16 protein-coding genes are annotated in these 13,584 nt (G+C 46.4%); 6 read left to right on the top strand and 10 right to left on the bottom strand.

Going from position 1 to position 13,584, the window contains the following annotated elements:
* Positions 1 to 56: 56 nt before the first annotated feature.
* Positions 57 to 854, top strand: a complete 798-nt coding sequence (lgt, locus tag POF51_RS07335; RefSeq protein ID WP_017249397.1) for a prolipoprotein diacylglyceryl transferase — start codon at positions 57 to 59, stop codon at positions 852 to 854.
* Between the two features lie 125 nt (positions 855 to 979).
* Positions 980 to 1,219, top strand: coding sequence for a hypothetical protein (locus POF51_RS07330; RefSeq protein WP_069849380.1), 240 nt, complete (start codon positions 980 to 982; stop codon positions 1,217 to 1,219).
* Between the two features lie 60 nt (positions 1,220 to 1,279).
* Here the strand turns inward: POF51_RS07330 and POF51_RS07325 are convergent, their stop codons facing one another.
* The 3 genes from POF51_RS07325 to POF51_RS07315 form a co-directional block, all read right to left on the bottom strand.
* Entirely contained in the window at positions 1,280 to 2,299 is a 1,020-nt protein-coding gene (locus POF51_RS07325) for an inorganic phosphate transporter (RefSeq protein ID WP_017249399.1), read from the bottom strand.
* On the bottom strand, positions 2,292 to 2,909 hold the full coding sequence (locus POF51_RS07320; protein ID WP_007728239.1) for a DUF47 domain-containing protein: 618 nt from the start codon (positions 2,907 to 2,909) through the stop codon (positions 2,292 to 2,294). The genes POF51_RS07325 and POF51_RS07320 overlap by 8 nt, the downstream gene beginning before the upstream one ends.
* 158 nt (positions 2,910 to 3,067) lie before the next feature.
* Positions 3,068 to 3,754, bottom strand: coding sequence for a GGDEF domain-containing protein (locus POF51_RS07315; protein WP_069849382.1), 687 nt, complete (start codon positions 3,752 to 3,754; stop codon positions 3,068 to 3,070).
* 218 nt (positions 3,755 to 3,972) lie between these two features.
* On the opposite strand from POF51_RS07315, the gene POF51_RS07310 reads away from it, so the two are divergent.
* The 3 genes from POF51_RS07310 to POF51_RS07300 all read left to right on the top strand — a co-directional run bounded on the left by POF51_RS07310 (position 3,973) and on the right by POF51_RS07300 (position 6,008).
* Positions 3,973 to 5,037: a type III polyketide synthase gene (locus POF51_RS07310; protein WP_069849384.1), complete on the top strand. Its 1,065-nt coding sequence runs from the start codon at positions 3,973 to 3,975 to the stop codon at positions 5,035 to 5,037.
* A 2-nt stretch (positions 5,038 to 5,039) separates the two neighbouring features.
* Positions 5,040 to 5,567 (top strand): isoprenylcysteine carboxyl methyltransferase family protein, encoded by a 528-nt coding sequence (locus POF51_RS07305; protein ID WP_069849387.1) that lies wholly within the window; start codon positions 5,040 to 5,042, stop codon positions 5,565 to 5,567.
* Positions 5,568 to 5,687: 120 nt separating this feature from the next.
* Positions 5,688 to 6,008 (top strand): hypothetical protein, encoded by a 321-nt coding sequence (locus POF51_RS07300; protein WP_026043151.1) that lies wholly within the window; start codon positions 5,688 to 5,690, stop codon positions 6,006 to 6,008.
* Positions 6,009 to 6,025: 17 nt separating this feature from the next.
* Here POF51_RS07300 and POF51_RS07295 read toward each other — a convergent pair whose 3' ends face one another.
* The 4 genes from POF51_RS07295 to POF51_RS07280 form a co-directional block, all read right to left on the bottom strand.
* On the bottom strand, positions 6,026 to 7,141 hold the full coding sequence (locus tag POF51_RS07295) for an aminopeptidase (RefSeq protein ID WP_069849389.1): 1,116 nt from the start codon (positions 7,139 to 7,141) through the stop codon (positions 6,026 to 6,028).
* Positions 7,142 to 7,287: 146 nt separating this feature from the next.
* Positions 7,288 to 7,470 (bottom strand): DUF4025 domain-containing protein, encoded by a 183-nt coding sequence (locus POF51_RS07290; protein WP_069849392.1) that lies wholly within the window; start codon positions 7,468 to 7,470, stop codon positions 7,288 to 7,290.
* 118 nt (positions 7,471 to 7,588) lie between these two features.
* Positions 7,589 to 8,056 carry a hypothetical protein gene (locus tag POF51_RS07285; protein ID WP_271754686.1) on the bottom strand — a complete coding sequence of 156 codons (468 nt, stop codon included), beginning with the start codon at positions 8,054 to 8,056 and terminating at the stop codon, positions 7,589 to 7,591.
* A gap of 77 nt (positions 8,057 to 8,133) precedes the next feature.
* On the bottom strand, positions 8,134 to 8,559 hold the full coding sequence (locus POF51_RS07280) for a MarR family winged helix-turn-helix transcriptional regulator (protein ID WP_017249407.1): 426 nt from the start codon (positions 8,557 to 8,559) through the stop codon (positions 8,134 to 8,136).
* A 388-nt stretch (positions 8,560 to 8,947) separates the two neighbouring features.
* Between POF51_RS07280 and lepB the strand changes: the two genes are divergently transcribed.
* Positions 8,948 to 9,508: a signal peptidase I gene (lepB, locus tag POF51_RS07275; RefSeq protein WP_069849397.1), complete on the top strand. Its 561-nt coding sequence runs from the start codon at positions 8,948 to 8,950 to the stop codon at positions 9,506 to 9,508.
* Between the two features lie 62 nt (positions 9,509 to 9,570).
* Here the strand turns inward: lepB and POF51_RS07270 are convergent, their stop codons facing one another.
* The 3 genes from POF51_RS07270 to ggt all read right to left on the bottom strand — a co-directional run bounded on the left by POF51_RS07270 (position 9,571) and on the right by ggt (position 13,427).
* A complete protein-coding gene (locus POF51_RS07270; RefSeq protein WP_069849399.1) occupies positions 9,571 to 10,392 on the bottom strand; it encodes a M15 family metallopeptidase in 822 nt (273 codons plus the stop codon).
* 101 nt (positions 10,393 to 10,493) lie between these two features.
* A complete protein-coding gene (locus POF51_RS07265; protein ID WP_069849400.1) occupies positions 10,494 to 11,366 on the bottom strand; it encodes an NAD-dependent epimerase/dehydratase family protein in 873 nt (290 codons plus the stop codon).
* A 27-nt stretch (positions 11,367 to 11,393) separates the two neighbouring features.
* Complete coding sequence (gene ggt / locus POF51_RS07260) at positions 11,394 to 13,427, bottom strand: gamma-glutamyltransferase (protein WP_069849402.1); 2,034 nt, start codon at positions 13,425 to 13,427, stop codon at positions 11,394 to 11,396.
* Positions 13,428 to 13,584 lie beyond the last annotated feature (157 nt).

Raw genomic sequence — 13,584 nt, 5'->3', positions numbered from 1 at the left:
AGCAGCCCATTTGTGCTATACTTGGCACAGATGTTTTGAGGCAAGGAGGCACATTCATGATCGATCCGATCGCAATTGCAATCGGCCCCTTAAAGATTCACTGGTATGGCATTATTATGGGGCTGGCGTTTTTCTTGGGTACTTATCTCGCTCGCTACAATTCCAAACGTTCTGGCATTGATCCTGATCACGTCTTGAACATGGTGGTTCTGATCATTCCAGCAGCCATCGTTTGTGCAAGATTGTATTATGTTACGTTTGAATGGGAGCAGTACAAAGACAATCCACTGGACATCTTCGCAGTTTGGCAAGGCGGCTTGGCTATTCACGGTGGATTAATCGGTGGTGTTCTGGCAGGAAGCTGGTATATTCGAAAACATAATCTGCCGTTCCTACGTTTGGCTGACATTTTTATGCCAAGTGTTATCTTGGGTCAAGCCATCGGACGTTGGGGTAACTTTATCAACCAGGAAGCCCATGGTGGTCCCGTCTCTGCTGAGTTTATGGAAAAGTTCCCTGCATTCATCCGTGAGCAAATGTTTATCGGCGGACAATATTACCACCCTACGTTTTTGTATGAATCGATCTGGAACCTTTTCGTTTTCGCCGTTCTCATGTTCATGCTGTACCGATTCAAAAAATTCGATGGGCAGGTCTTGTTCAGCTACATGATCCTGTATTCACTCGGTCGCTTTTACATTGAGGGAATGCGTACAGACAGTCTGTTAATAGCAGATACTCTGCGTGTCGCTCAATTAGTCAGTCTGTGCTTAATTGCTGCCGGTGTCATCTTGATGCTCGTGTTTGCACGCAAAAGCAAGCAGACAGGACATTCCCAAAACTCGATTGAATAGTGTCAACATGCCATATCCATTACCACTCAGGTCAGTCCGACTGGGTGGTTTTTTCTTTACCTTGTCTGAATTGTCGCAATGCAGGCAATAACTAGGAGAAAGAATGAAAAAAGGAGGGGAATCAGATGGATGATGGCATTTTGGAAGAGTATCTCGATCGCTACGTACGTATACATTTTGCTCCTGATATGATCGGTCAAGGATTATCTTCATTTGCAGAAGGCAAATTGTATGATTACAGCCAAAATGGGATATTAATTGAAGAACGGGATGGCTCGCTGGACTATATCCCATTCTCTGCCGTACGCCTCGTGCAAATTAAACCCAAACCCGGTTTATGGGAGCGTTTAACTGGATCAAGTTAATGAAAAAGACACCTTCCCGCGTACTACACGGAAAGGTGTCTGTTGTATAAAGATGTAGCTCTACAGGAATACGTCAAATACGACGTAGCATGCAGCAGCCAAAAGTCCTGTAATCGGAAGGGTAATGACCCAAGTGACCAAGATTCGGCCAGCCAGGCCCCATTTTACTGCGTTCAGCTTTTGCGATGCCCCAACCCCCAAGATAGCGGATGTGATCACGTGCGTTGTGCTCACCGGCAGTTTCAAAGCTGTAAAGATTGTGATAATCAAGGCAGAAGACAAGTCTGCTGAGAAACCGGAAACTGGCTTGATTTTCATAATCTTACCACCCAAGGTCTTGATGATACGCCATCCACCAAAGGCTGTACCTAAAGCCATTGCAACAGCAGCTGATAGTTTTACCCACAGTGGAATGACGAATTCGCCCGGTGCTTGAATCAAGAATCCACCTGAAATCAGAGCAAGGGTGATTACGCCCATTGTTTTTTGCGCATCGTTGGCTCCATGGCTGAAGGCCTGCCAAGCTGCTGACACTACTTGCATCGAACGGAAACCTCGATTGGTTTTGTGGTACGCTGAGTTACGAACAAACCAAGAAACAAGCTTGATCACGACAAAACCAACAGCAAACGCAACAAGCGGGGATACGATCAACGCTTGGATAATGCTAATGAAGCCTGACCAGTTAATGGCACCACTTCCTGCGGCACCAAAAGCAGCACCTGCAACGCCTCCGATAATCGCATGCGAGGACGAGCTAGGAATTCCGAACCACCAGGTGATTAGGTTCCACAAAATCGCAGATGTCAACGCGGCCAAAACGACGACCAATCCATTTTCCAGCTTGAATGGATCGGTAATGCCTCCCCCGATTGTCTTCGCTACACCCGTATACGAGAGTGCCCCAAGCAAGTTACACACGGATGCAATAATAATCGCGGTTTTCGGACTTAATGCACGCGTCGAAACAGAAGTCGCAATCGCGTTCGCCGTATCATGAAAACCATTGATAAAGTCAAAAGCTAGCGCCATGATGACGACGAGTACGAGAATAATCACCTCTGGCGAAAGATCAGGCATTCTTTAACACGATCCCTTCTACCAGGTTGGAGACGTCCTCAGCGAAGTCAGCACAGTCTTCGAGTTTATCATAAATCTCTTTGAGTTTGATCGCTTCCATTGGGTTGGTATCAGGAGAATTCAACAAATCAGATACCATTTTACGGTAGTTGGAGTCAGATTCATGCTCTAAATCTTTGATTTCCCCAGCGATTTGTGTAACAACTTTATGATCCAGCTTGCGCAGTGTGCGAATCAGCTCGATCAGCTTAGCCGAGCATTTCACCAAAATATTGGCTTGTGCCAATACACGTGGATCTGGTTGAGTCACTTGGTACAGATACATACGATCAGCGACACCGTCAATGTAGTCGATCATCGAGTCCATCGTATGAGCGAGCTGGTGAATGTCTTCACGCTCAAGCGGAGTGATAAAAGTAGAGTTCAACTCGTTCATGATACGACGAACGATTTCGTCTCCTTCTTTCTCGACAGCCTTGATTGCCTTAACCTTTGTTTCTAGATCTTGATAGTTTCCTATCATTTCATAGAAAAGATGAGTTCCTTTGTGCACAGTGGCAATCTGCTGCTCGAACAGATCAAAGAAGATATACTTGTTTGATTTCAACATACGGGACTTCTTCACTCCTTTGAATAAATGACACCTAACAGATTATATCGAAAGTTATTGTTTCCGTAAATTTAAAATCAAGGTCAAATGTGTATATTTTTCTTTAAGGAATTATTAAGTTTTTGTAAATGCTCTTTACAATCAAAAAAACACCCGTGTCAAGAGAGCTGACGAGTGTTAGTTTTGCCAATATTTATCTTTTCATTCGAAGCGACCATCATGCAGTCTTTCCTTTTTTTCGCTTCATACATAAGCATATCTGCTTTTTTCGCTAACTCTTCCGCTGTTGAAGCATGGTGAGGATACGAGGCTACTCCGATACTGACCGTGACACCTGAAAGAGAGTGTCGGACTTGATTTTGAATTCGTTCTCCGATTGCGAGTCCTCTCATTGTGTCGGTATGCGTTAACAAAACGACGAATTCTTCCCCACCCCATCTTCCAACCGTATCTTGTTTTCGTACACTTGCCTGCAAAAGCCCTGCAAATTGGCAAAGGAGTCGGTCACCTTCCAAATGACCATATGAATCATTGAATATTTTGAAATTATCCAAATCGATAAACAATAGAGTAACAGATTGATGATTGCTTTTTGCCAACTCTACTTCTTCGACCAGCTTGTCCAGAAATCTACGATTGACGAGAACGCCTGTAAGTGAATCGTGATAAGCCATCTGCCGCAACTGATCTACATACTTCCCTATTTGATAGGCAGCAAGCGTCTGAATGACAGCCACAAGTAAAAGAAAGACAATCATACTCTCATCCGTCGGCAATCCGTATCCGATCAGCCAAACCGAGATGATCACACAGGACATTCCCAAGCTAATCCAGCGCGAGCCCAAAGTACACTACCCCCGATCTATCCGATGTAACCCTCTTTCGATTCGTACATTAGACCTATCTAACAAAATCTATAGTAGGTCTTTTTTCATATAATAAGGAATATTTTACCTATCTTTTTTTGTAAGTTCAAGCAAAACCGCGAAACTGCCGATGAATTGGAACCAATTGGAAGGGATAAGCTAATGGCTAATAAAAACAGACGGGAGTGAATGAATGTATGCCCCGTATTGAAGCAGTGGCTACAGCAGTACCTTCCCACGAGATTACACAAGAGGATTCCATGAAGCTGGCACGCCTATTTTTTCAAGATGCTTTTCCCGACATAGACCGTTTGTTACACGTCTTTGCACACAGTCACATTCAGAAGCGGCATTTTAGTATGCCAATGGATTGGTTTTTGGAGGACCGGCCGTTTGCAGAGAAAAATCAGCTGTATATCGAACATGCCGAAGCCTTGGCAGAGGAAGCAGCCCGAAAGTGTTTGACAAAAGCTGGTGTCGAGCCTTCTTCCATCGATTGTCTGATGTTTGTATCAAGCACTGGTATTGCTACTCCAAGCCTTGATTCCCGCTTGCTCCACCGTTTAGGACTCCGTCCACAAGCAACCCGTGTCCCGTTGTGGGGCCTGGGCTGTGCCGGTGGTGCAATGGGATTGTCGCGGGCATGTGAATACACCCAGGCTTTTCCCTCGCGGCGAGTATTGCTTGTGAGCGTAGAACTGTGCGGCTTGACCTTCATCCGACAAGATTTGTCCAAAAGCAATTTGGTCGCAACGTGCCTATTTGGAGATGGAGCTGCAGCCGTATTAATAGAAGGCGACCAAATCTTGTCTTCTTCTGACGCACCCAAGGTTCAATTTTGTGATGCACGAACAACAACATGGCCGGACACCGTAGATGTCATGGGATGGGAATTGACCGATCCGGGGTTAAAAGTCATTTTCTCTCGCGACATCCCTACTCTCATTCGTTCTTCGATGCGAGAAAACGTCGAGAGCTTTTTGTCACCGCATGGGATGTCTATCGATCATATGCGTCATTTCATTTTCCATCCAGGTGGAGCCAAGGTATTAACGGCTTACCAGCGATCTCTGGGCATTGGTACAGAAGCCACTCGTTTTTCTGAAGATGTCTTAACCAATTTTGGAAACATGTCTTCTCCTACGGTTCTGTTCGTCTTGGAAAAGAGCATGGAGAGGGCGTGGGAGCCGGGAGATCGCGGTTTGGTCGCTGCACTTGGACCTGGATTTAGCTCCGAGCTGTTACTTCTGGAGGCGAGATAGTCATGTTGCTCTTCTTTGGATTCGTTATGTGTGCAGTCGTGTTACAGCGACTGGTCGAGCTTCTCGTTGCCGTGAGGAATGCCCGCTTTATCCGGTCAAAAGGGGGTTACGAGGTTGGGGCGAGTCATTACAAATACATCGTCCTTCTTCATCTTCTCTTTTTTCTCTCGCTTATTTTCGAAGTGGTGAGCAAAAGCAGTGCCATGGTTCTCCCCTCTTGGTGGGCGGTTCCGTTCAGCCTGTTTTTAATCGCGCAAGGGCTTCGTTACTGGTGTATTCGTAGCCTAGGCAAGCGATGGAATACTCGCATCTTCATACTCCCGGGCGTGGCTCCGATCAAGCGAGGTCCGTATCGGTTCATTCGTCACCCCAACTACTTGGTCGTATCACTTGAGGTGCTCCTACTCCCCCTGACATTTTCCGCTGTGACTACTGCCCTGACGTTTTCTCTCTTGAATGCCTGGCTGCTCCTGCGTATACGGATTCCCCTGGAAGAAGCAAGCGTCTACGCTGGTCATCGTGAGTCATAAAAACGAAAAGTCTTTGGCACATGCATATGCCAAAGACTTTTTATCGTGCAAAAGGTTTATCACTTGTCATTCAGCGGGAAAAGAAAAGAAGCTGTTACTCTTTCCCGTGAGGTGGATCAAGTGAATCGTACAACCATAGTGGAGCCTCAGGAGACGAAGCGTATCATCGTCCGAGACTTTTTCGCTTTGATTGAAACGGTACCGAACAAGGATGACCAGGCTAGTATTCAAACCTTTCTTCGCTATTTGCAAAGTCTGCTAAGAATCAAGCAAGTCGTTCCTCCGGTTGTGGAAATCATGACGGTCATCAAACAAAACAAGCCACTTCTCTACCACGCGGCACGCAGAATTACCCTTCCTTCAAGCAATCTGCACATGCTATTTCAGCTAGAAATGGATATTATGCTTGCTCACGAAAGGCTCCGTCAGTACGACAAATGATTTGGGTAGGCTTTGCCTTACCCTTTCAAGTTTTCTGGATTCAGACATTCAAGCTCTGCAATGACAAAACGACCATCTTTGCGAATCAGAACGTCATCAAACCAGATTTCCCCTCCGCCCCAATCCGGACGTTGGATGGAAACCATGTCCCAGTGCACAGACGATTTGTTGCCATTGTATGCTTCGTCATAGCATTGACCAGGCGTGAAGTGGAAGCTTCCGTCTATTTTTTCGTCAAACAAGATATCTTTCATCGGGTTGCGAATGTAAGGATTCACACCGATAGCGAATTCCCCAACGAAGCGCGCTCCCTCGTCCGTATCTAAAATTTGATTCAAGCGATCGGTATCGTTCGCTGTTGCTTCGACAATTTTGCCGTCCTTGAAGGTCAGACGAACATTTTCGAAAGTGAAGCCGTGGTATGGTGTTGGCGCATTATGAGTGATAACGCCATTTACGGAGTCCTTCACAGGTGCTGTATACACTTCACCATCTGGAATATTGCGAAGGCCAGCGCATTTTACAGCAGGAATGTCCTTGATGGAGAAGATGAGATCCGTTTCAGGTCCTACCAAGCGTACCTTGTCTGTGCGATTCATCAAGTCAACCAGACTGTCCATTGCTTTGTCCATTTTCGCGTAATCCAGGTTACATACTTGGAAGTAAAAATCTTCAAAAGCTGCTGTAGACATGTTCGCAAGCTGTGCCATGGAAGGATTCGGATAACGAAGAACAACCCACTTCGTTTTAGGCACGCGTACGTTCATCACTGGCAGCTCATACAGGCGAGAATAGATGCTCAGCTTGTCACTTGGAACATCAGCCATCTCATTGATGTTATTCGCTGCACGAATCCCGATGTACCCTTGCATTTTCTCCATGAGTTCAACTTCATGTTGAGCCATGGTCTTCAACTGCTCTTCATTGCAATTCATTGCGATTTCTCGGCTTACGGCGGGATCAATCAATTGAACATAAGGACTGCCGCCTGCTTTGTAAATCTCACGCACGAGGGCTTGCACCAAATCCGGTGTGTCCCCTTTCGCGTTGATCAAAATGTTTTCCCCTGGCTGTACTCGTACAGAATAGTTAACCAGATTGTACGCTAATTGATCTAATCGTGAGTCTCTCATTCGTGGCACACCCTTTTTAAATTTTCTGATTCCTCTTGTATTTTTACCGATACAATCTACTAAGTCAATAAAAAATTTTTTATCAATGAAATAGAAAGCGGCCAGCCTCCTTGCATCCAGGCTGACCTTGCTCTTTTCCTGTGTTTTTACATCGTCTGTTCCTTGTCCTCAATGGTTCCCATCTTGTACATGTCACTGACCAACTCCTGCGTCGTAGCCAGACCAGCCGTATATTCGTCTGCCTCTTGATAATAGACGGCTCCTCCTGCATCCTCAGTGCTCAACTCTCTCGCCCTGGATCGAACCTGATCCTTATCATGACCTGCCATTTTCGTCCCTCCTTCCTTTTGGTTTCGATCGGCTATAGTTTGTACGGGAATCTCCAGATTTAGCCGAAAAAAAGACGCCTTGCCCAATTGAGGGACAAAGCGTCTTTTGTAAAGGAAATTATTTATTGTTATCGGATTCAGGTGCACTCATTGTCCAACCAGCAGCTGGAGCACTTACAGGAGTGATGCGATTAGTTGTAACAAATTGATCTGTTCCTGGCATCATTGTCCAGCCAGCTACAGTAGAGATTACTGGAACGTATTGGCCACTCACCAGTACGAACTCATCTTTACCTGGCATCATCATCCAGCCACCTTGTTGATTCAGCCCTTGAAGAGGGTTAACGGTTTGTGGAGCTACTGGTTTTGCTTCTGTTGTAGGTGCAGGTGTTGTTTCAGTTGCAGGTGTTGTTTCAGTTGCAGGTGTTGTTTCAGTTGCAGGCTTTTCTTCTGTAGTCGTTGTTGTTGCTTCTGTTGCAGTAGTCGTTTCAGTAGCTTTTACTGCCTCTTCTGCAAATGCAGCTTGTGTGAACAGAGCCGCTCCTAAGATACAAGAACTCATGATCAGTGTGCTTTTCTTTTTCATATGTGTACACTCCCATTCCCGCGGTACACACTTTTGTCTTGCAAGAATGTCCCCAGACCCGAACTTGATGGCCATGTCTATATGGACTGCTGCATTTTCCTGAGGAAATACGTAAACTGGTCTAACTCGTTATCATTCAGATTCTCCAGCAGCTTTCCTACGAGTGCTCTCCTGTCGCACAAAAGTCCTTCCAGAGTCGGAATCGCTTGTTGTGATAATGTGACCCACACTACACGTCGATCCTGTTCGTCTCGGACACGGTCGATAAAACCAGCCTTCACTAACCGATTGAGTGCAATGGTGGTGGCACTATTGGACAGTTTCAAAATGGTCGCCAGCTCAGAAACTGTGCTTCGTCCTTTTTGATGTAGCACACGCAGCAGGATAAACTGCTTCGGACTGATTGACTCTTCTTCTAGCCAATTGTTAATAAAGAAACGAGCAATTTCGACAAATACTCGATCCAGTTCCTCAAGTTTACTGGCACGGGACATATTGCTCACAACATCACCTATTTTCGGAAAATTAATAATATAAGTACTTTTACTATAAAACTATATAGCTTAAGTACTGGAAGATCAAGAGAACTCCCGAAATTATTTCTTTTCACGAAAGATATGTATGAGCCAGACAAAGTGTTTACCACTTAATATTTTTATTGTAAAACTTATTTCAAGAACATCTTAACTCAAACAGGAAAAACTGACAATAGGTAAGCTTGCAAAATAATGTTAAGACTTTTGCCTTCTTCACCCACGCAGCCAATTATTTCCTTGAATCATCTTTCGTATCCATTCGTAAAGCATGTATAATGGGAAGACAGCCTTATACACACGAGGCATTTGACTCAGGCATATTTGCCACAGAATCTACATACATAGGAGAATTTCAATGGAACAAACCAACCCTACCTCAAAATGGAAAGTGGAATTGCTCGATTGGTTAAAATCGTTTGTTTTGATTGGCGGATTGACTGCTTTTATCTACGTCTTTGTCATGGCTCCCTACGTTGTCCAAGGGCGTTCCATGGAAAGTACGCTGCATGACCGCGAGCGCGTCATCGTAAACAAAGCGATTTACTACCTCAAAGAACCGCAGCCTGGCGATATCGTCATCATTCATCCAGATGCAACTGGCGACAACTGGATCAAGCGCGTGGTCGCAGTAGCTGGCGACACCGTTGAAGCCAAAAATGATCAAGTGTATGTCAATGGCCAACCTCTCAGCGAAGAGTATCTGGTCGAAAACAAGCTCAAAACCTCTACAGCAGGTGTGACGTTAACCGAAGATTTTGATCCTGTGAAGATTCCTGAGGGCAGCGTGTTTGTCATGGGGGATAATCGCAACAACAGCATGGACAGCCGCGTCATTGGCCCTGTTCAACTGGATCATGTAGTAGGACGCGCAGAAGTCGTATACTGGCCGCTGTCCCAGGTCCGTCTCCCACGTTAGCATTTATCCAGGCTTCAAAAAGCCGCTCCTTATCGGGGCGGCTCTTTTCGTTTTCGATGGCGCTATTTGTGGGCAATTGCCGCTTCAGAAAAATAATCCTCCAAAGTAAGGCCACCTGCCATAATTTCTTTCGCCATTTCCTTCCCTACATAACGCAGATGCCAAGGCTCATACGCATATCCAGTCGTATCTTCCTTGCCCTTCAAATAACGAATGACGAACCCAAAGTCTGCACAGTTGGCTGCCAGCCATATTCCTTCAGGTGTCTCAGCAAAGGATTCTTCCAAGCGTGTACTTGCATCATATCCAGACACATCCATAGCTAAACCAGTCTGATGCTCGCTCTTTCCAGGTACGGCACTGTAGGCAGCAGCATGTTCAGCACCTTGCGTCCTTACATAAGTTTCGTACAGCGATTTTTGGGTCTTATACGAGCGGTAGCCAGAAACAGCATACAGTTCGATACCTTCTGTCTTTGCTTTGGCAAACAGCTCTTCTAATGCTTGAGCAGCTTCTGCTCTCAGCAATCGCTTCTCCACTTTTTCATCAAAAGGAAACGGCACATTCGGCTCCACCAAATCCGGTGGAATATAATCGGCAGGCAGTGCCCGCTGTTTATTTACGACAACCGAGAGCTCTGTTTCATTCGTAACGGTTGGCACTCCATCCACATCTTTTATCGTCTCTGCAAGAGATGCCCGTTGGGGACGTGCTGTCTCCTCGTTATTTGGCTCAACTGTCGTTGACTGCGTTCCCTCACCCGTGGACTGTCCATTCGACTCGCTGGATAACAATCCACTTAATGAGGGAGGTTCACATCCACTGAGTAGTGCTACTGATAGTGCTGCGACGATCGCAAGGCTGCTGGTGCGATTTTTGTTCATGATCGATCCTCCTGGTTCCTTACAGACACATACGTTCTGCTCTACCTTACCATGGAGTACTACGAAAGAAAAGGTAGATAGGTCACGCTTTTTCGAAAGGTCTATTCCTCGTTTAGTTTTTTGACAAGCGCTGGTAACCATTCATCCAACGACCAAAACGGGAAGCCCGCGGCCTTAGCCTTCCCGTTATCCATGTAAAAGGATGCTACAAATCCAAAGGGAGACGCATCAGAAGCATCTGTCGTTGGCTCGATTCGGGCAGGTTTTCCGACTGTTTGCCCAATCATCTCCATCAGCTCAGCAAGCGAAACAGTCCCATCCGAGCACGCATTCACTGGCCCTGTGATGGACGTTGTCGCCACCCATGCCAAAAATTGAGCTGCTTCCTGTGCATGTATGAAACACATCCGGGTAGTGGGATTCGTGATTCCAATCGGTTGCTCTTCTTGCACATGCTCAATATGAAACCATAGCCGACGTGTGTAATCGTCTTCCGCTAGCACAATTGGAAAACGAACAGCTACGACAGGGAAGGCCTTTTCCTGAAAAAAGACGGCTTCTGCTTGACGTTTCCCCTCTTGATAGGTTGTCTCGTCTCTCGTTTTCTGGTTGATTTCATACGTGTATGGATCAAATGCTTCTTCCTGTAATGGTTCCTCTGCATAATCATAGACGGACAAGGTAGAGGTCAAAACGTACGTACCCACTGTGCCCCGAAAAACTTTACACGCATCCATTGCATTTTGGGAGGAATAACAGATGTTATCATACACCACGTCCCATTGCTCTTCTCCTGCAACTGCTAGTGAATGGACGTTATCGCGATCAAGCGTCATTCTTTTGACAGAGGCAGGCAACTCCACTTGGGAAAGCCCCCTCGTTGCCACAGTAACGTCTGCCCCAGCTTCAACGAGAAGCTGGACTAATCGCTTTCCAAAAAATCGCGTTCCTCCGAGTACAAGTACTTTCTTCATTTTTGCTACATCCTTTCCTTGATCAGCCTACTTTTTGCTATTCAACTCGATGGACCGCTCTTCTTCCTTCCACATGACCGTATAGCCCAGCTTCTCGCCAACTTTTTTGACAGGCAAGTAAGGAATTCTCTGCACCATGACCACATCAGACTGGAAGGACGTCACTTTTTGTCCCAACCCTAACAGCAACTTTTTGGCGTGAACATACGCTACTCCATTTATCATCACTTTTTGCTCTGCTGTATATGGGTAGACATTGCCGTTTACTCGTAAATCAAAGGGGCCTTCTTTTTCTATTGGTGACTGGATTGGCTGAGCAGCCGTATACGCAATGGCATCGACCCCGAGTACAGTACCCTCGCGTGTGTTATCGGCTCCGCCGTACATTTTTCCTGTTTCAAAATCGTACACAATCGCTTGGACGTTGCCAATGTTCGACGGTTCCTCAGCAAAGACGTGACCTTTTGCCATCAATTGCAGGATGACATCTTGGTCAATTCCCGCTTCCCACGTCACATTCGGATAGCTGCTAGAAAAAATGCGTGGTGCACGGATCGCATCCTCAATTTCCATTCCATGATCGATCACATTGAGAATCGTCTGCGATACGGAGGCGATAATCGTGGAGCCACCAGGTGAGCCAATTGCTAAAAAAGGCTTCCCGTCTTTTAGCACCATAGTTGGTGTCATGCTCGAACGTGGACGCTTGCCGGGCTCGACCTGATTGACACCGCCAGGAATCGCGTCAAAATCTGTAAGCTCATTATTGAGCATGAAGCCATAACCAGGAACCATCACACCGCTGCCAAAAATATCTTCAATGGTGGTCGTATACGCAACGACATTCCCCCATTTGTCCATCACAGAGAAGTGTGTGGTCTGCTTGACCGGAGATTGATCTCTCAGTTTCATGGACACTTCTGGCTTTTTGCCAGGATCGTACTTCCAAGGATCTCCTGCCACTATATTGGCATTCCCGGTTTCTTCACGAATGAGCTGACGTCGTTCCTTGATATATTCGTCTGCAATCAGCCCCTTTTTCGGTACCGGATAAACGTCCTCGTCCGCCATATAAGCCGCCCGATCTGCGTAGGCGAGGTGGTTGGCTTCGATCAGATGATGCAAATAGGCCACCGACCCGATTCCGTCCTTTTTGTTATCGTAGCCTTCCATCAGCTTCAAAATCTGAATGAGTGTCAAGCCGCCAGAGCTGGGTGGTGCCATCGAAATCACTTCATATCCGCGATACATGCCCCGGACTGGTTCACGCTCTTTCACTTGATACGCCTGCAAATCATCGAGTGTCATGGTGCCACCTGTTCTTTGTACCTCCTCGACGAGGGCCTTGCCAATTTCCCCTTCATACAAGGCATCCGAGCCTTTGTCGCGGATGATCTTCAACGTTTTCGCCAATTGGGGCTGAACCAGCATCTCGCCTTCTTTGAGTGGAACTCCGTTTGGCGCAAACACCTGTGCAGCAGTACCGTGCTTTTTCAGCTTTTCCATGGAATTGGCAATAAATTGAGCGGACACCCAGTTGATGCGAACTCCTTTTTCCGCCAATTCAATCGACGGTTCTATCACTTTTCCCAAGTCCCATGTCCCATACGATTCCAGCGCCTGCTCTACACCCAGCAATGTCCCTGGGACACCTACGGCCTGACCGCTCGTATGTCTCTCCTCAAATGGGATCGGCGAACCATCTGCCCGCAAAAACATAGTGGGAGTCACCTTGGTAGGCGCCACTTCCCGACTATCTATCACCGTCACTTTGTTCTGATCCTTCACATAAATCATCATGAAACCACCGCCGCCGATACCGGACATATACGGTTCTGCCACATTCAGAGCAAATTGGATCCCAGCCGCAGCGTCAATCGCATTGCCGCCCTTTGCCAAGATATCTCTACCGACCTGCGCCGCTGCTGGATGAGAGACCGCGACAATTCCTTTTGTAGCTCCTTGCACACCTGCTGGCACACCTGGGACTTTTCCTACAGCAAAATGAGGAAACGAAAGCACGGAAACAATCGAGAGAGCAACCAACATCCCTTTTTTCATGCGATCCCTCCTATTCCATTTCATTACTTCTACCTATTATTATAATTTTCAGCATTTTTTAAGGTCAACCCACATTCACAGTTGCCTAGGCAAACTTTTCTCTACAGAAAAAAACACTCTTCTGCAGCAAGACTTGTCGTCTTCACAGAAGAGTGTT

The organism is Brevibacillus sp. AG, assembly GCF_028369215.1.
Taxonomy (GTDB): domain Bacteria; phylum Bacillota; class Bacilli; order Brevibacillales; family Brevibacillaceae; genus Brevibacillus; species Brevibacillus porteri.
This window is presented reverse-complemented; position numbering and strand designations above follow the sequence as displayed.

Excerpts from the sequence above, each read along its gene's own strand:
- POF51_RS07295 (WP_069849389.1), bottom strand. The coding sequence starts at position 7,141 with ATGAGAGACTCACGATTAGATCAATTAGCGTACAATCTGGTTAACTAT.
- POF51_RS07270 (WP_069849399.1), bottom strand. The coding sequence starts at position 10,392 with ATGAACAAAAATCGCACCAGCAGCCTTGCGATCGTCGCAGCACTATCA.
- ggt (WP_069849402.1), bottom strand. The coding sequence starts at position 13,427 with ATGAAAAAAGGGATGTTGGTTGCTCTCTCGATTGTTTCCGTGCTTTCG.
- POF51_RS07265 (WP_069849400.1), bottom strand. The coding sequence starts at position 11,366 with ATGAAGAAAGTACTTGTACTCGGAGGAACGCGATTTTTTGGAAAGCGA.
- POF51_RS07285 (WP_271754686.1), bottom strand. The coding sequence starts at position 8,056 with ATGAAAAAGAAAAGCACACTGATCATGAGTTCTTGTATCTTAGGAGCG.
- lgt (WP_017249397.1), top strand. The coding sequence starts at position 57 with ATGATCGATCCGATCGCAATTGCAATCGGCCCCTTAAAGATTCACTGG.
- POF51_RS07305 (WP_069849387.1), top strand. The coding sequence starts at position 5,040 with ATGTTGCTCTTCTTTGGATTCGTTATGTGTGCAGTCGTGTTACAGCGA.
- POF51_RS07320 (WP_007728239.1), bottom strand. The coding sequence starts at position 2,909 with ATGTTGAAATCAAACAAGTATATCTTCTTTGATCTGTTCGAGCAGCAG.
- lepB (WP_069849397.1), top strand. The coding sequence starts at position 8,948 with ATGGAACAAACCAACCCTACCTCAAAATGGAAAGTGGAATTGCTCGAT.
- POF51_RS07290 (WP_069849392.1), bottom strand. The coding sequence starts at position 7,470 with ATGGCAGGTCATGATAAGGATCAGGTTCGATCCAGGGCGAGAGAGTTG.
- POF51_RS07310 (WP_069849384.1), top strand. The coding sequence starts at position 3,973 with ATGCCCCGTATTGAAGCAGTGGCTACAGCAGTACCTTCCCACGAGATT.
- POF51_RS07330 (WP_069849380.1), top strand. The coding sequence starts at position 980 with ATGGATGATGGCATTTTGGAAGAGTATCTCGATCGCTACGTACGTATA.
- POF51_RS07325 (WP_017249399.1), bottom strand. The coding sequence starts at position 2,299 with ATGCCTGATCTTTCGCCAGAGGTGATTATTCTCGTACTCGTCGTCATC.